Raw genomic sequence first — 16,384 nt, forward strand, 5'->3', positions numbered from 1 at the left:
CACGGTGACGTGTGGAGCTGACTGATACTAATCGATCGAGGACTTAACCGATTCATAATTATGTAAGGCGAACTCGTTCTTATAATACTTCTTCTACATTATCTAGTTTTGAGGGAATGAAACCTCTAAAATAGTCCGGTAGCAATGGCGAGAAGGTCACACCCGTTCCCATCCCGAACACGGAAGTTAAGCTTCTCAGCGCCGATGGTAGTTGGGACGCAAGTCCCTGTGAGAGTAGGACGCTGCCGGGCAACAAAAAAAGACAACCTGAAAAATTCAGGTTGTCTTTTTTTAGCAATAATATTGTTTTTCTTAAATAATATACTAAAACGATAAATCTAAAATTTCAGAATTCTAATTGACAATTAACTTTGTAATAACTATATTTATTTTATATACGGAATTAAATTCCGGATATAAAAATTACTTTTTTAATAGATATAGTAAGAATATCATTAAATTTAGGGGGTAAAAATGGCTAAAGACATTAAATTTAAAGAAGAAGCCAGAAGGTTAATGCTGGAAGGTGTTAATAAGCTGGCTGATACGGTAAAGGTAACCTTGGGTCCAAAGGGAAGAAACGTGGTCATTGAACGAAGCTTTGGCTCACCGTTAATCACGAATGATGGAGTGACAATTGCCAATGAAGTAGAGTTAGAGGATCCTATAGAAAATATGGGAGCCCAGTTAGTAGCGGAAGTGGCTTCAAAGACCAATGAATTGGCTGGTGATGGAACAACAACGGCTACTGTTTTGGCCCAGGCAATGATTCAAGAAGGTATAAAAAACGTAACAGCCGGTGCGAATCCTGTCGGTATTCGAAAGGGAATGGAAAAAGGCGTAACGGCTGCTGTTGTAAAATTAAAAGAAATTTCTAAAGAAATAGATGATAGAAATTCGATTGCTCAAGTAGCGTCGATTTCTTCCGGTGATGACGAAATAGGAGAATTGATTGCTGAAGCCATGGACCGTGTCGGTCATGATGGTGTCATTACAATTCAAGAGTCAAGAGGATTTATGACAGAACTCCATTTTGTTGATGGTATGCAATTTGACCGGGGGTATACCTCTTCCTATATGGTTACAGATCATGAACAGATGACCGCTGTATTAGAAAATCCTTATATTCTTGTGACAGATTATAAAATCAAAATAATCCACGAGATTCTACCGATCCTTGAGGAAGTAGTTCGTCAAAATAGACAGCTTTTGATTATTTCGGATGATCTGGAGAGTGATGTGATTGGTGCGTTAGTTGTCAATCGCATGCGTGGTACATTCCATGCAGTTGCTGTTAAGGCACCAGGGTTTGGCGAACATCGAAAAGCTATGCTCGAAGATATTGCTCTTCTAACAGGAGCAACGTTGATCACGGAAGATATTGGCCTTGACTTGAAAACAACGAGTCTCACCCAGTTGGGGAATGCAGGCAGAGTAATAGTATCAAAAGACAATACAACGATCATCGATGGTGCTGGAGAAGCAGAATCCGTCAGAACCAGAGTACAGAGTTTACGGGTTCAGTTAAAGGAAACAGCTTATGAATTTGATAGAGAGAAGCTGCAAACTCGTATTGCAAAATTAGCTTCCGGTGTTGCAATCATTAAAGTTGGTGCCCATACAGAAACTGAACTGCAGGAGAAAAAGCTTCGCATTGAAGATGCCTTAAATGCTACAAGGGCAGCGGTTGAAGAAGGAGTCGTGCCGGGTGGAGGCACAGCGTTGATGAATGTTTATGCATCAGTAAACGAGGTCCTGAATACAGTTCGTGGTGACGAAGAAACAGGAGTGAAAATAATTCTGAGAGCTTTGGAGGAGCCTGTTAGGCAAATTGCAGAAAATGCAGGCGAAGAAGGCTCGGTAATTGTAGAACGATTAAAGCAGGAAGAGCTTGGAGTTGGCTTCAATGCGGCCGACGGCACATGGGGAAGTATGTTGGATTTGGGTATTATCGATCCTGTAAAGGTAACACGCTCCGCCCTTCAGCATGCGGCTTCCGTTGCCGGAGTGTTTTTGACGACCGAAGCCGTTATTTCTATTATTCCGGGAACAGAGAAACATGATGATTCCATGGGCGGAATGATGCACCATCATTAATAAGTCAGGAAAAGGGTGTAGGCATTGTTTGAACTGGTGAAAATCAATCAGATTCTCACCAGTTTTTTATTAGTATAATTTTTGATAAAATATTTCAAACATTCTAATAATTCGTTTGACAATCTATAAATTAAAGACTTATAATTGTCATATAAGGAAAACGTTTCCGTATATGACAATTGATGAGAGGGGATTTAATTGATTTTCAATCTATGAAAAGGAGCTAAAAAGAAAGGGGAGGTTAAATTGTCATTAAAGAAAACTTCACTATTTTTATTGATTGGTATCCTCATTTTGGGAGTTGCTTATTACAAAACTGCAAGTGGTTTTCACAATATAGGGGGCTCAGGAGCCGGTGATATTGGGCCAGGATATTACCCAAAAATATTGGCTCTTATTCTAATCGGACTAACGATAATAAGTATTTTCCAAACAATAATGGATAAAAAAAGCGAAATCATTAATTTAGGAAATATCAAAATGGTAGGGATTACTCTGCTGCTGACGTTAGTTTATATTTTCATCTGGGCGAAGTTAAATTTCTTTTATATTCCAACATTCCTGTATTTGTTTACATTGATTCATATTTATCAGCCAGAGAAAAGTTCAAAAAAAGTGCTGATAATGAATCTGATGTCTACTTCTGGTGTACTTTTAGGCATATACCTATTCTTCGATTTGCTGTTGCAAATAGATTTTTAAAAAGGAGGGGAAAAGATGGGAATCCTTGATTTTGATTTCAGTTCTTTGTTTACGCTTACAAATATGGTTGTCATTATAATTGGGACTATCGTTGGTCTTGTAATAGGAGCTTTGCCAGGTTTAGGCGCGACGATAGCGATCGTTTTTCTTCTTCCGTTTACCTACTCCATGTCACCTGTAGCAGCCGTATTATTATTGCTGTCAGCCTATCAGGCAGCTGAATACGGGGGATCTATTTCCTCTATCACCTTGGGGATACCGGGAACACCAGCTGCAGCTGCTACTTTAGAGGATGGTGTGCCTTTAGCAAGAAAAAAATCGCCTGGGAAGGCGCTGGGGTACTCATTGACAGCTTCTACAATAGGGGGAATCTTTGGTGCTTTATGTTTGATCTTTCTAACAGAGCCTATTGCCAATTTTGCACTTAAACTATCTGACCCTGAATTCGTATTGCTTGGGATTATGGGATTGATTGCCGTGGCTTCTATCAGTACTAGGGGGACAATGACAAAGAGCCTAATTTCGGTCGTTCTTGGTTTGATGGCAGGAACAATCGGAATGGATATGTTTGTTGGGAGCCCTCGGTTTACGATGGGGCAATTAGATTTAATGGAAGGTCTTGGCATTGTGGCTTTGCTAATAGGGTTGTTTGCGATTCCTGAAATATTAAGAGTTGTAAAAGATGAATTGCATATTAAATTTGCTTCCAACTCTAGTAATCTTTCTACAAAACTAGAATTGAAAGAGATAAAGAGCGTCGCAAAGCCAATCGGAATTGGTTCAGTAATAGGAACAATCGCTGGAATTTTACCAGGACTAGGTACGGTAGCGGCATCGTGGTTTTCGTATATCGGGGCAAAAAAAGTATCAAAAAGCCCTGAAACATTTGGTAAAGGGAACCCTGAGGGGATTGCTGCACCAGAATCCGCTAATAATGCTTCAGTTGGTGGCGCGCTCATTCCACTATTCGCTTTAGGTATTCCAGGTTCAGTAGGAATCGCCATCGTTATGGGGGCGTTCATTATTCATGGCATACAGCCAGGTCCCAGAATTTTTGCTAAAGATCCGACCTTAACATATGGAATTCTTTTTGGATTTCTCCTAACTACTGTTTCGATGTATATAATTGGAAGATTACTAACACCGTTATTTGCTAGGATGCTTGTTGTTCCTAACTCATTTCTCATGCCGATTGTGCTAGTCATCGCTCTCGTAGGCGGCTTCTCAGCCTCCACTAAATATTTTGATTTATGGTTTTCCCTAATCCTGGGTGTTCTCTCTTTTATCTTCATAATGGGACGATTTTCGATGGCTGCTTTTGTCATGGCATACGTATTAAGCCCGATAATTGAAAAGAGTTTGCGAAGAACCCTATTGCTCACAGAGGGCAGTTATTCCGCCTTTGTGACAAGACCAGCTTCACTAGTTTTATTGCTTATTATTATACTGATGCTGATATCACCGCTATTTTCAAAAATAAAGAACAGGCGAAAAGAGTCCAAGTTGGCTGAAGATAGCACAGCAGCTGCTGTTAAGGGATAAATACATGGCTGGTAAGGAGGTGTCCACCAAAACAAACGAAACATAGTTTTAGTTTGAAATGATTAAAAATTACAGAAAAGGGTGAGATGGATGAAAAAATCTATTCAATTGTTATTGTTCTCTCTGGTATTAATCCTAGCTTCGGCATGCTCAAACACAAAAGAGAGCGCTTCCCAAAACAACAGTAAAGGAGGTGATAAGGAAGCAAAAGTAGAATCAAAGTTTCCTGAAAAACCAATTAAAATGATTGTTCCTTTTGCCCCTGGTTCCATCAACGATAATAGCGCACGACTTTTAGCAAAACTTGCCGAAAAGCATCTTCCACATAAAGAATCCATCACCATCGAAAATGTTGAAGGGGGAGGCGGAATTATTGGAATGACACAATTAATGAACGCAAAACCAGATGGCTATACCATCGCATATGGAACTGTCTCCCATGTAAGCGTTCTGCCTCATTTTGGTGAAGCTTCCTTTACACATGACAGCTTCCAGCCAATCATGAAAAATACAGCTTCGATTCCAATGCTGGTAGTGAGAACAGATTCCAAATGGAATACATTCGAAGATTGGTTAAAATTTGCACAAGAGAACCCAGGGAAATTTTCTTATGCAACTACTGGACCAGGAAGTATTTCGAATTTAAATATGGTTGCAGTTGCCGAAAAAGTAGGAGTTAAGGTAAAGAACGTTCCATATGAAGGCGGTGCCCAAGGGATTACCGCATTACTAGGCGGCCATATTGATGGAGCTGTTGTTATGCCTAGTGATGCATTAGAACATATTAAAGCTGGTACATTAAAGCCTTTAATTGTATTTGGCACTGAAAAAACGGAATATGACGGGGCGGTATCACTTACAGATTTAAAGATGGAAGGTGGAATTGAAGCATTTTCAATGCTGTTTGCACCTAAAAAAATCTCAAAAACAGAATTATCCATATTAGATGAAGCTTTCCATAAAGCACAACAGGATCCAGAATATGTGGATTATGTAAAAAATAGCAATTCACAAATTTTGTATTTGGACCCAAGTAAGTCTCAGGCTGAAGCAACACGTACCTTTAAACTTGCTGGTGACCTGTTAAAAAAATTAGGGATTATTAAGTAATGATTTTTATCCATACATTTAAGCAAAATTTAGGGAGGTTACTATTTTGATTAAAATTGAAAATGAGGTAAAAATCACTATACGCGAAGATAATCTAAATCCATTTCTGAAAGATCATTTCGAACCAGTAGGAAAAGAATATACAGCTGACACTGATAGTTTAGAAGTAATTGGCGAAATTCCAAGAGATTTACATGGAGTTTATGTTCGTAATGGTCATAATCAGGTTCATGAACCAATGGGGGTATTTCATATTTTTGATGGAGACGGAATGCTTCATGCTCTTCATTTCGAGGATGGAAAGGCAACCTATCGAAACCGATTTGTCCGTACCACTGGATTTTTGGCAGAGCAGGCTGCCGGTAAATCGTTATGGCCGGGGATGCTCGAGCCTCATCTAGCTACTCGTCAAGGCTGGGGCAGTATGCGAACCATGAAAGATAATGCAGGAACAGATGTTATTGCTCATGCAGGAAAGCTATTAGCGACAATGTCACAATGTAGTGAGGCGAATCGCTTAGATCCTATTTCATTAGAAATGCTCGAATCCGACGGCTGGAATGCAACCATTGCACCTGCAGGTATATGCTCTCACTTTAAAGTAGATAACGATACTGGAGAGCTAATGTTCTTCAATTTTAGTGAAACGTATCCTTATATGTATTATGGTGTAGTCGATCAGAATAGCCAACTAAAACATTATGTTCCAATCGACTTGCCAGGTGTTCGTTGGCCGCATGATTTAGGGATCACAAAAAACTATTCCATCTTGCATGATTTGCCGTTCATTTTCGATCCAGAATTGTTGGCTAAAGGGGAGCGTAAAGTTACCTTCTTTACGGATATGCCTGCTCGTTTTGGTATTATCCCTAGATATGGTGATAACAGTAAAATCAAATGGTTTGAAGCAAGGCCTTGTTTCATCCTGCATTTGTCAAACTGCTATGAAAACGGCGATGAGGTAGTGATGGAGGGCTGTGTTACCTTTAATCCGCGAAAACCAGCGGTAGGGAAGCAGGGTGCAGATGCAATCGATAAGATGAAAAATCAATTTGACAAAAAGCAAACAGGTTATCGCATGTATCGCTGGCGTTTTAACCTTAAAACAGGAAAAACGAAAGAGGAATTCTTAGATGACGAAATAACAGAATTCCCAGTGGTGAGCAATGACTTTATCGGGAAGAAATACAGATATAGCTATAACTCTACTTTCGATAACTCCAAAGCATGGTGGCTGAGTGGTATCAAGAAATATGATCTTTTAGATGGCACATTTCAGCGCTACGAATACGGTGAGGGTAGAGTAGGCAGTGAGCCGCAATTAGCAAGAAGACTTAATGCTGTAGAAGAGGATGACGGATACTTAATTACGTTAATTACTGATATGAATGAAAATCGGTCAGAATGTCTCATTCTTGATGCGAAAGATTTTTCAATTGGACCAGTAGCACGTATTATTCTCCCACACCGAATTCCAATTGGCGCTCATTCTTGTTGGGTAGAAGGTGACCGTATTAAGGGAGAAAGAGTATAAATTTTTCAAACAAAAGAAGAACTTCAAATGGGGTTGTTTGAAGTTCTTCTTCCATCATCATCTTGTTGATAAATTTAGATATGAAAATAGGTATGGGAATTCACTTTTTTATGGTTTAGTGCTAAGAATGCTTCGTGCATGTAGGTGCTAAAGCATTTGGTAATTCCCATTTTAATTGCCAGCAGGAAGTATCATGTCTTAATAAGACATTGATATAAGGAGTGATGAAATGAAGGTAATTCTAATGAAGGATTTCGGTTCGGCCGATCATCTTTATATTGGCGAAGCAAAAACCCCTGCTGTAAACCCTGGAGAAGTATTGGTGAAAGTAAAAGCAACGGCGTTAAATCGTGCTGACCTGCAGCAACGGCGTGGAATGTATCCGCCAATACCAGGAGAGTCAAACATACTTGGTCTTGAAATGTCAGGAGAGGTTGTAGAACTCGGGGCTGGTGTTTCATCTCATTCAATTGGTGACCGAGTTTGTTCTTTATTACCTGGAGGCGGATATGCTCAATATGTAAGTGTACCAGAAGGTTTATTAATTAAGATTCCAGATACCATGACATTTGAACAAGCTGCTGCTTTTCCTGAAACGTTCCTAACCTCGTATCAAAGTCTTTTTTCATTGGGGCAATTAAGGAAAGGGCAAATAGTGTTAGTTCATGCAGGCGCTAGCGGTATAGGGAGCGCTGCACTTCAATTAATCAAATTGGCGGGGGCTACTGCGTTAATTACAGCAGGTAGTGATAGGAAAATTGAGTATTGTGTGCAGTTGGGGGCAAAGGCAGGCTGGAATTATAAAAAGGGACCATTTTTACCTTTTATTAATGAGTACACCAATGGTAACGGTGTTAATATCATTCTCGATTGCATTGGAGCTCCTTATTTTGCACAAAACATACAATCATTGGTTCCAGACGGAAAATTGGTTATCATTGGGTCTCTTGGTGAAAAGATTGTGAATCAACTGGATTTAGGAACACTTCTATTAAAAAGATTCCAGCTGTTACGAACTACCTTAAGGTCGCGGCCGCTTAATCGGAAAATCGAATTAACCAAGGAACTATTAGAGTTTTTAGGAGACCATTTTGCTAATGGAAGAGTGGTTCCGATAATAGATACTATTTTTGACTGGAAAGAAGTTAGAGAAGCCCACCAGTATATGGAAGCCAATAAAAACAAAGGGAAGATTGTGCTCCGTGTAACAGAGTAAAAGGATATTTTTAGATAAGACGTATTTATACAAATAAAAAGGGAGAGGTTTTTATGGAGAAATTGATTATTACAGTGGCGCCGACGGGGACGAATACTACAAAGATAGACACACCGTATGTACCTCTAACACCAAAGGAAATTGCCGACGAAGTTTATCTCGCCTGGAAAGCAGGCGCTGCCATCGCCCATCTGCATGTTCGTGAAGCAGATGGTTCACCGTCCATGGATGTTAATTTATATCGTGAAACTGTGGAACGTGTAAAAGAAAAATGTGGGGATGAACTGATCATTAGTTTAACTTCTGCGGGCAAGCATGGCCTGTCAGACGAAGAGCGGCTGGCGTTTTGTGAATTGGCGCCTGATTTTGCTTCATTAGATACTGGATCATTAAACCTAAGAAACATCGTTTTTATGAATTCCCCGCAATTTTTGCGGAATTTAGCTGCTAAAATGCAGAAATATCAAATTAAGCCTGAAATAGAAGTATTCCATCCAGGCATGATTACAAATGCAATAAAGCTTGTCGATGAAGGCTTGATTACGGGTGATTTGCATTTTCAAATTGTATTAGGAGCTGATGGCGGCATGCCGGCAACTCCAAAAAGCCTGCTGTATATGTTGGACTCTTTACCAGAAGGAGCAAGCTGGGGATGTGTAGCATTTCAAAATCAATTCGCAATGAATACACTGACCATTGGTCTCGGCGGCGATGTTCGAGTGGGTATGGAAGACCATGTTTACATACGGCCAGGAGTTCTTGCAAAATCGAATGCAGAATTTGTAGAACGGATTAAAAACGTTTCTTATGAATTTGGGCGTGATGTCGCTACACCAGTTGAAGCCCGAAAAATTATGAAGGTAGAACAAAAAGCGGCAAAGTTTTAAAACAAAACTATAAACAAGGAGTATTACTATGTCTGAATATGTAAAAAATCTTGTGTTAATCCCCGGGCTTAACAATACAAAACAAATTTGGGACGAAGTAATCGAACACTTGCCTTCATCGATTGAATGCTACCCGATTACTGTTCCGGCGATTGCTAACTTAGATCAATTAGCTGAGGAAGTATTAAAGGGTTTACCTGATCAGTTTCATCTTGCCGGATTTTCATTTGGCGGCTTCCTGGCACTGGCAATGTTAGAAAAGGCGCCTGAACGGATTACCGGCTTATCTCTTATTGGCACGAGTGCTGAAGGGGAGTCAGACGCTTCAAGGGAGCTTCGGAAAAAGTCCATTGCCCGTGCTAAGTCCGGTGAATATGAAGAAATGGTAGCAGCAGGTGTGAATCGGACATTTTATCCTAGCAATGTCGAAGATAAAAAGTTTCAAAAGATTAGAAAGCAAATGCTTACAGATTACGGGCAAGACCGCTATATAGCCCATGCAACTGCCACGATGGCAAGAGTCGACCGTCATCACTTATTGGAGAAACATGATATCCCATATTTATTTGTTGCAAGTGTCAATGATGTCGTTGTTCCTCTGGAGAAGACGAAGCAAATGACCAATTATGCAAAAAATGCCCAGTTTGCTACTGTCGATAGAAGCGGTCACTTAATACCGCTTGAGCAGCCTAAAGAGTTAGCGGAGTTAATGGAACCTTGGCTGGAAAAATAATCATTCCTGAAATTTAGAGAGCCACCATATAAAGCAGGTGGAGAATTCATGTAATATATTGGAGGATAAAATTCATGTATATAAATGGAAGTTGGGTTAAATCAGATCAAGTTTTAGAAGTAAAGAACCCTGCAACTGGTGAATTGGTAGATGTTGCATATCTGATTGGAGCAGAAGAAACAAACCAAGCTATCCAAGCCGCAAAGAATGCCTTCCCGGTATGGTCCTCTTTAACAGCAGAACAACGCAGCGATTATCTCTACCAAATTGTTGATAAATTGCAAGAAAAAAAGGAACATCTCGCTAAAATCATAACAAAGGAAATGGGGAAATCAATTCATAACGCACGGTATGAGGTTGGCAGTACGATTTCATTTTTCAAATGGTTTGCCGAAGAAGCAAGGCGGGTATACGGTGACGTATTGCCGATTTCAACAGCGAATAAACGAGCGCATGTTATTAAACAGCCAATTGGAGTAGTAGCTGCCGTTACACCTTGGAATTTCCCGCTTTCGATGGGTGCCAGGAAATTAGCTCCTGCACTCGCTGTTGGGTGTACTGTGATTGTCAAGCCATCATCAGAGGCGCCGTTATCATTGATTGAACTTTTTAAGATATTTGATGAGGTTGGACTTCCAAATGGAGTAGTGAATCTCGTACTAGGCCCTTCCGCTGAAATTGCGAAAACATTAATGGATAGCCAAGATGTACGCAAGATTTCATTTACAGGGTCCACGGAAGTAGGTAAAACATTAATCCGCCAATCAGCCGATACAATCAAGCGTGTTTCGATGGAGCTGGGAGGGCATGCTCCTTTTATTGTCTTTGAAGATGCCGATTTAGATTTGGCAGTGCAAGGAGTTATTTCAAGTAAATTTGCCTCATCCGGGCAGCAATGTGTCTGTACGAACCGCGTTTATATCCAGGAATCCATCTATGAGCAGTTCGCTGAGAAATTCCAGAAGGCTGTTAGGCAAATGAAGGTGGGGAACGGAATGGATGAATCCAATCAAATGGGGTCTTTAATTAACGCAAATGCCATTAATAGTATTCATGGCCAAGTAAATGATGCCCTAGAAAAAGGTGCTCGGGTACTTTGTGGAGGTGTCAGATTAACAACTGAGGAATATGCAAATGGCTATTTCTATGCACCAACCGTATTAGCTGACGTAACAGAAGAGATGGTCATTACAAGGGAGGAAACATTTGGTCCCGTGGCCCCGCTCATTCGCTTTCAAACAGAGGCAGAAGTAATAGAGAAAGCTAATAACACGAATTATGGCCTTGCATCCTATTTCTATACGAATGATTTGTCACGGATGTATCGCGTTTCTGAGAAATTGCAATATGGAATGGTTGGTGTGAACGATCCAGCACCATTCTCCATGCAAGCACCGTTTGGTGGGGTAAAGGAAAGCGGCTACGGCAGAGAAAGCGGCAAATATGGTTTGGAAGATTATCTGGAAACAAAATCAATTTCCATTATGATTAAGCAATCACCTGTTGGCTAAATGGGGAAACATGAGATCATGAAGGATGTTCACTCGCATTTTATTCCAAAAGAAGCTCTATTGTGGCTTGAGCAGCATCAGCATCTTGTTTCTGTAAGACGGGAACAGCTAACAGACGATCGGCCAGATGTCCTTATCATTAATGATACTTGGCCGTTCTCATTATCTGAAGCCTTCATTGATGAAAACCAGCATGCAGCTGCGCAAAGAAAAGCTCAAATTGACCATACATTAGTGTCACCTCTACCACAATTGTTTTTATATAATACTGACCCTGCTATTACGTCTGAATTTGCCGCAGTATACAACCAAGGGCTGATTGATATGATGAAAAGAAGCAACACTAGATACTCTGGCTTATCAACAGTTCCCCTAAATGATCCAATTAAAGCAGCATCAGAATTAAAGTCTACAATGAAAAAAGGGTTGTTAGGATCGATTATTGGCACCGGCATAGACGGTACTTTATTAACTGATGAACGGTATATTCCATTTTGGGAAGAGGCTAATCGTCAAAAAGCGATTATTTTTATTCATCCGCTTCTTAGTCAGGACAAAAGGATGAATAAAGGAAAGATGTCGACCTTAATGGGGGTTCTATGGGAGACAACAGTATGTGCTGCAGATTTATTACTACAAGGCTATTTAGACGTTTATCCAAACGTAAGGATTCTCTTGGCGCATGGCGGGGGCTTTCTCCCTTACCAGATTGGGAGAATGTCGAAGGGATACCAGCAGTGGGAATCTGTTTCAAAAAATTTAAGCGCATCTCCGGGGGACTATTTGAGAAAGTTTTGGTTTGACTCCGTACTTTGGAATGATGATGCGCTTTCCTTCTTAGTCAAATTGGCAGGTGAGGATCGAGTTGTGCCTGGATCTGACTTTCCGTTTGAGCTAAAAGATTTCCCCCCAATCAATAAGAATCTATCAGGATGGGATTCTTTAATATCATAAATACATGGAATACCCCTTCAAAATAAATGGCAGTTTTTTTTTACAGTATTTTGAGGGGGAATGTGAATTTCATATTTGAAATTGTTGTTTAATTATGGTGTAATTATGAATGGACATTCATTTAGGGAAGGTGGAAGGTTTGACAGGAATGGGTCAAAAACAGAGTTTAGTGCCTGCATTGGACTCATCTATTAAAATCTTAGAATTACTTGCAAAACAGGAATTTCATTCAGCTACACTCACTGAAATCGCGAATGCACTATCAATCAATTTTAGCACTTGTTTGAGGATCCTAAGAACGTTAGAAGAAAAAAACTATGTAGTATTGGAAAGCAGCTCGAAAACTTATTCATTAGGACCACCTCTAATTGCTTTAGGCAATCGCGCAAAGGAGATTAATAACTATATAGAAGTTGCCAGTATGTATTTAAAGGACCTTGTGAAAACGGGTTTAACTTTTGTATTAGTAAAAAGACTACGTGAAACACATCTGATGTATGTTGCAAAAGAAGAACCCCCGTTGAAAGTTCGGTTAACTGTTTCTACAGGTGATTCCTTTCCTATTACAGCAGGGGCGCTTGGAAAATGTTTTTTTGCATTTTTGCCGGAAAAGGATTCCAATGATGTCGTCACAAAGCTATTAATTGATCACCAGCTTCCTCAATATACGTCAAACTCAATTACGGCCATTGAAGATTTGAAAAAGCAAGTACCGAAAATCCGTGAAGAAGGTATTGCGGAAAGTCACGAGGAATACTCGCTTGGCATTTCAGCTTATGCTTGTCCAATATTTGATAGTCAAGGCAATATCATTTTGGGACTTGGCTCATATATGCCTAAATCGTTAATTGAGCATATCCACGAGGAAGAACTGAAAGCGATTATGAAATCGAAAGCACAGGAAATTACGCAAGCAATTAGTTCTTTAGTATAATATTTTTTCTCCTGAAAAATCCTCCCTTTATTTTAATAGGAGGATTTTTTTTATGATTATTTCATTGCTGGAATGGTAGAAGAAAAATCTTTCTTCAAGTGCTGCGTAAACCATTTAAGAGCCTCGTTACTGTATATATCAAATTTCTCGATGTAAGGTGTAAAATGGTGACCGTCAATAATCACTAATTTTTTCGGCTCACGAGCTTCCTCATAAGCAGCAAGTGTCAAATCGGTAGGTGTGACAATATCATCTGCAGCAACAAGAATGAGTAAAGGAGTAGGAGATATCATGGAAATATATTTCCCAGGCTCGTATGAACGTGAAAGATCGATGGAACGGATTGTCACTTCATTTCTCCAATTGGGTGAACGTTTACCAGCCTTTAAATACCACTTTACAGCTTCTTCATTTTGATAAATCCCTTGTTCGTCAGTAGTTTCAGCAACAATCTTTTTATAAGCAGGCTTTCCACCAAGCATTCGATTTTCTCGATCATCATAGAAAGTATTTAACAATGTTGGCACCTCATCAGGCTGCACTCTTCTAAGTGCCGCTTGTGAACCGCTAACCGTAGGAACCTGCGCAACAACACAGCTGATTCTTTTGTCCATAGCGGCAACTTGTAAAACATGACCTCCGCTGTAGCTCGTTCCCCAGATCCCGATTCGTGAACGATCAATTTCCTTCAATGTACAGATAAAGGTAATGGCATGCTGAAAATCAAGTACCTGCTCATAGGGATTGATTTCCTGCCTTGGAAACCCATCGCTATCCCCAAAATTCCTGTGATCATAAACAAGAACGGCAAAACCGTTATTGGCAAAATGCTCAGCAAAAGCATCTAGGTACATTTCCTTTAGCGATCCATATCCATGCGACATAATGATAGCAGGAAAATTCTCTTCACTAGTATTAGGGGTGTAAAGCCAGCCCCTTAACATGGCACCTTCTGCATTAAATTCAATATTAATTCTATTAAATAATGATGGACTTTTCATTAGTAAGGCCTCCCTATAATTGTAGTTAATATGTCCGATTTTTCTAAAAATTGTATATAAATAATTTATACTTCATTTTATTATATTTGTAAATTGTTTTTATATATAAAAAATTTATAGTATGACTTTTTTTTAGAACGATTAATTTCCGTGTTCAAGCAAACTATTTTATTAATCAGAAAATATAGAATATAATAATTATATGGATTGTCCTTTTTATTAAAATACTGACTGGTTAGTATTTTAATAAAGTACAGTCTAGACACCTTCAGAAAATAAACTAATTTTCAGCAATTTTATTTTGAAAAAATTATATTTTTTTAGGAGGAAGTAGAAATGAGAAGTTGGATTGTAAATGAATTAGGGGATCCGAAAGATGTGTTAAACCTGGAGGAAAAATCTGTACCTGCCCTTGAAGAAGGAAAAGTGTTAATTCAAGTGGAGGCATCCTCTCTTAACTTTTTCGATATATTGCTCTGCCAAGGGAAGTATCAGGAAAAGCCGCCTACCCCGTTCACGCCGGGTGCTGAGATTTCGGGGATTATCAGGGAAGTGGGGGAAGGAAGCCGGTTTAAGGTAGGACAGCGAGTTATAGCCACACCTCCACTGCCAAACGGGGGATTATCTGAATGGGTCAGTGTACCTGAGAATTCTGTTTATGTCATTTCCGAGAAGATGTCTCCTAGCGAGGCTGCATCAATGTTTATTACATACCAAACTTCTTATTATGCTTTATACCATCGTGCTAATCTTCAAAAAGGGGAAGTTCTTTTAGTACATGCCGGTGCCGGCGGTGTGGGATCGGCTGCCATCCAGCTCGGTAAGGCAAGAGGGGCGAAAATCATCGCCACTGCTGGTGGACCGGAAAAGGTTCAATTATGTAAAGAACTTGGCGCAGATATTGCCATCGATTATTTGACCGAAGATTTTGTTGATTTTGTGAAAAAAGAAACTAGCGGGCGCGGTGCAGACGTCATCTATGATCCGGTTGGCGGTGATGTTTTTGACCGTTCCAGAAAATGTATTGCTTTTGATGGACGTCTCTTGGTCATTGGATTTGCTGGCGGACGCATTCCGGAAGCCCCTGCGAATCATGCCTTAATTAAAAATTATTCAATCGTCGGAGTGCATTGGGGCTTATTCCGCCGATTGTATCCGGAGAAGGCGGTCGAAATTCATGAGGATTTAATGAAACTCTATGACCAAGGCTTAATCAAGCCTCTCATTTACCGTGAATTTGATTTTACGGATGTTCCTTCCGCATTGGAAGTTCTCGGTGACCGTCAAACTTATGGGAAATTGGTTGCACTGCCATAATGAAATAGTTAAGACAAGACGCTTTAGATAGATTTTACCCGATGATATAAGCAGGAAGTGTGCCTAAATAAAATGGAAAAAGGGTGAAAAATATGCGTTTAAAAGATAAGGTAGCTATTATAACAGGAGGCGGCGGAGGGATTGGCAGAGCTACAGCAATTCGCTTTGCACAAGAAGGAGCCCGGTTGGTCATTGCCGATTATAGTGAAAAAGCGGGAGCAGAAACCGTTCAGCTGGTCAATGAAATTGGCGGCGAGGCTAAGTTTATTCAAACTGATATGACCAAACCCGAAGATGTACAGATTATGGTTCAAGAAACCATAGATACTTATGGCAAATTAGATATTTTATTTAATAATGCTGGTGTAAAAAGCGGCGAGAGTAAGATTCCAGATGTTTCGTTTGAAGAATGGCAGCAGGTGTTTGATGTAAATACAAATGGAGTTTTCTTAGGCTTAAAATATGCCATTCCCCAGATGTCTTCAGGCGGTTCCATCATCAATACAGCAAGTATTGCCGGCATCAAAGGTCAAAAGCTGGTCGCGGCTTATTCTGCATCAAAAAGCAGTGTAATGGCCCTTACGAAAACAGCGGCAACTGAGTTTGGGAAAAAGAATATTCGTGTGAATGCGATCGCTCCAGGAATCATTGATACAAATATGGTTGAAGATTGGAAGAAAACAAAAAAATGGCCTGTGTTATCTACAGCAAATGCACTGAACCGAATTGGTTATCCTGAGGAGATTGCTAACTTAGTTTTATTCCTTGCTTCAGATGAAGCATCCTTTATTACCGGCGAAACGATCGTAATTGATGGAGGTACATTGAACTTGTGATTTGTGTGTA

At 39.9% G+C, this 16,384-nt stretch carries 14 protein-coding genes and 1 rRNA gene; 14 read left to right on the plus strand and 1 reads right to left on the minus strand.

Going from position 1 to position 16,384, the window contains the following annotated elements; all coding sequences use genetic code 11:
* The first annotated feature begins 134 nt into the window (after positions 1-134).
* The 12 genes from rrf to ACFPA1_RS18680 all read left to right on the plus strand — a co-directional run bounded on the left by rrf (position 135) and on the right by ACFPA1_RS18680 (position 13,220).
* Positions 135-251: ribosomal RNA gene (gene rrf / locus ACFPA1_RS18625) — 5S ribosomal RNA — on the plus strand.
* Between the two features lie 223 nt (positions 252-474).
* Positions 475-2,097, plus strand: a complete 1,623-nt coding sequence (gene groL, locus ACFPA1_RS18630) for a chaperonin GroEL (protein WP_213145339.1) — start codon at positions 475-477, stop codon at positions 2,095-2,097.
* A 246-nt stretch (positions 2,098-2,343) separates the two neighbouring features.
* Positions 2,344-2,799: a tripartite tricarboxylate transporter TctB family protein gene (locus ACFPA1_RS18635; RefSeq protein WP_213145340.1), complete on the plus strand. Its 456-nt coding sequence runs from the start codon at positions 2,344-2,346 to the stop codon at positions 2,797-2,799.
* Between the two features lie 15 nt (positions 2,800-2,814).
* Positions 2,815-4,341 carry a tripartite tricarboxylate transporter permease gene (locus ACFPA1_RS18640; protein WP_213145341.1) on the plus strand — a complete coding sequence of 509 codons (1,527 nt, stop codon included), beginning with the start codon at positions 2,815-2,817 and terminating at the stop codon, positions 4,339-4,341.
* 90 nt (positions 4,342-4,431) lie between these two features.
* On the plus strand, positions 4,432-5,451 hold the full coding sequence (locus tag ACFPA1_RS18645) for a Bug family tripartite tricarboxylate transporter substrate binding protein (RefSeq protein ID WP_378584666.1): 1,020 nt from the start codon (positions 4,432-4,434) through the stop codon (positions 5,449-5,451).
* Positions 5,452-5,497: 46 nt separating this feature from the next.
* Entirely contained in the window at positions 5,498-6,985 is a 1,488-nt protein-coding gene (locus ACFPA1_RS18650) for a carotenoid oxygenase family protein (RefSeq protein ID WP_213145343.1), read from the plus strand.
* Between the two features lie 229 nt (positions 6,986-7,214).
* Positions 7,215-8,201, plus strand: a complete 987-nt coding sequence (locus ACFPA1_RS18655) for an NAD(P)H-quinone oxidoreductase (protein WP_213145344.1) — start codon at positions 7,215-7,217, stop codon at positions 8,199-8,201.
* Between the two features lie 53 nt (positions 8,202-8,254).
* Positions 8,255-9,088, plus strand: a complete 834-nt coding sequence (locus ACFPA1_RS18660; protein WP_213145345.1) for a 3-keto-5-aminohexanoate cleavage protein — start codon at positions 8,255-8,257, stop codon at positions 9,086-9,088.
* Positions 9,089-9,116: 28 nt separating this feature from the next.
* On the plus strand, positions 9,117-9,821 hold the full coding sequence (locus tag ACFPA1_RS18665; protein ID WP_213145346.1) for an alpha/beta fold hydrolase: 705 nt from the start codon (positions 9,117-9,119) through the stop codon (positions 9,819-9,821).
* A gap of 74 nt (positions 9,822-9,895) precedes the next feature.
* Positions 9,896-11,332 carry an NAD-dependent succinate-semialdehyde dehydrogenase gene (locus tag ACFPA1_RS18670; RefSeq protein ID WP_213145347.1) on the plus strand — a complete coding sequence of 479 codons (1,437 nt, stop codon included), beginning with the start codon at positions 9,896-9,898 and terminating at the stop codon, positions 11,330-11,332.
* Positions 11,333-11,350: 18 nt separating this feature from the next.
* On the plus strand, positions 11,351-12,286 hold the full coding sequence (locus ACFPA1_RS18675; RefSeq protein ID WP_213145348.1) for an amidohydrolase family protein: 936 nt from the start codon (positions 11,351-11,353) through the stop codon (positions 12,284-12,286).
* 109 nt (positions 12,287-12,395) lie between these two features.
* Entirely contained in the window at positions 12,396-13,220 is an 825-nt protein-coding gene (locus ACFPA1_RS18680) for an IclR family transcriptional regulator (protein ID WP_213145349.1), read from the plus strand.
* Positions 13,221-13,276: 56 nt separating this feature from the next.
* Here the strand turns inward: ACFPA1_RS18680 and ACFPA1_RS18685 are convergent, their stop codons facing one another.
* A complete protein-coding gene (locus ACFPA1_RS18685) occupies positions 13,277-14,290 on the minus strand; it encodes an alpha/beta hydrolase (protein WP_378584973.1) in 1,014 nt (337 codons plus the stop codon).
* Between the two features lie 267 nt (positions 14,291-14,557).
* On the opposite strand from ACFPA1_RS18685, the gene ACFPA1_RS18690 reads away from it, so the two are divergent.
* Together ACFPA1_RS18690 and ACFPA1_RS18695 are read left to right on the plus strand one after the other, a co-directional pair.
* Positions 14,558-15,538, plus strand: a complete 981-nt coding sequence (locus ACFPA1_RS18690) for an NADPH:quinone oxidoreductase family protein (RefSeq protein WP_378584671.1) — start codon at positions 14,558-14,560, stop codon at positions 15,536-15,538.
* 92 nt (positions 15,539-15,630) lie between these two features.
* Positions 15,631-16,374 (plus strand): glucose 1-dehydrogenase, encoded by a 744-nt coding sequence (locus ACFPA1_RS18695; protein WP_378584673.1) that lies wholly within the window; start codon positions 15,631-15,633, stop codon positions 16,372-16,374.
* The last annotated feature ends 10 nt before the right edge of the window (positions 16,375-16,384 follow it).

Source organism: Neobacillus sp. GCM10023253 (assembly GCF_042653105.1).
GTDB classification, from domain to species: domain Bacteria; phylum Bacillota; class Bacilli; order Bacillales; family Cytobacillaceae; genus Neobacillus; species Neobacillus citreus.

Excerpts from the sequence above, each read along its gene's own strand:
- groL (WP_213145339.1), top strand. The coding sequence starts at position 475 with ATGGCTAAAGACATTAAATTTAAAGAAGAAGCCAGAAGGTTAATGCTG.
- ACFPA1_RS18640 (WP_213145341.1), top strand. The coding sequence starts at position 2,815 with ATGGGAATCCTTGATTTTGATTTCAGTTCTTTGTTTACGCTTACAAAT.
- ACFPA1_RS18645 (WP_378584666.1), top strand. The coding sequence starts at position 4,432 with ATGAAAAAATCTATTCAATTGTTATTGTTCTCTCTGGTATTAATCCTA.
- ACFPA1_RS18655 (WP_213145344.1), top strand. The coding sequence starts at position 7,215 with ATGAAGGTAATTCTAATGAAGGATTTCGGTTCGGCCGATCATCTTTAT.
- ACFPA1_RS18660 (WP_213145345.1), top strand. The coding sequence starts at position 8,255 with ATGGAGAAATTGATTATTACAGTGGCGCCGACGGGGACGAATACTACA.
- ACFPA1_RS18665 (WP_213145346.1), top strand. The coding sequence starts at position 9,117 with ATGTCTGAATATGTAAAAAATCTTGTGTTAATCCCCGGGCTTAACAAT.
- ACFPA1_RS18670 (WP_213145347.1), top strand. The coding sequence starts at position 9,896 with ATGTATATAAATGGAAGTTGGGTTAAATCAGATCAAGTTTTAGAAGTA.
- ACFPA1_RS18675 (WP_213145348.1), top strand. The coding sequence starts at position 11,351 with ATGAAGGATGTTCACTCGCATTTTATTCCAAAAGAAGCTCTATTGTGG.
- ACFPA1_RS18680 (WP_213145349.1), top strand. The coding sequence starts at position 12,396 with ATGGACATTCATTTAGGGAAGGTGGAAGGTTTGACAGGAATGGGTCAA.
- ACFPA1_RS18690 (WP_378584671.1), top strand. The coding sequence starts at position 14,558 with ATGAGAAGTTGGATTGTAAATGAATTAGGGGATCCGAAAGATGTGTTA.
- ACFPA1_RS18695 (WP_378584673.1), top strand. The coding sequence starts at position 15,631 with ATGCGTTTAAAAGATAAGGTAGCTATTATAACAGGAGGCGGCGGAGGG.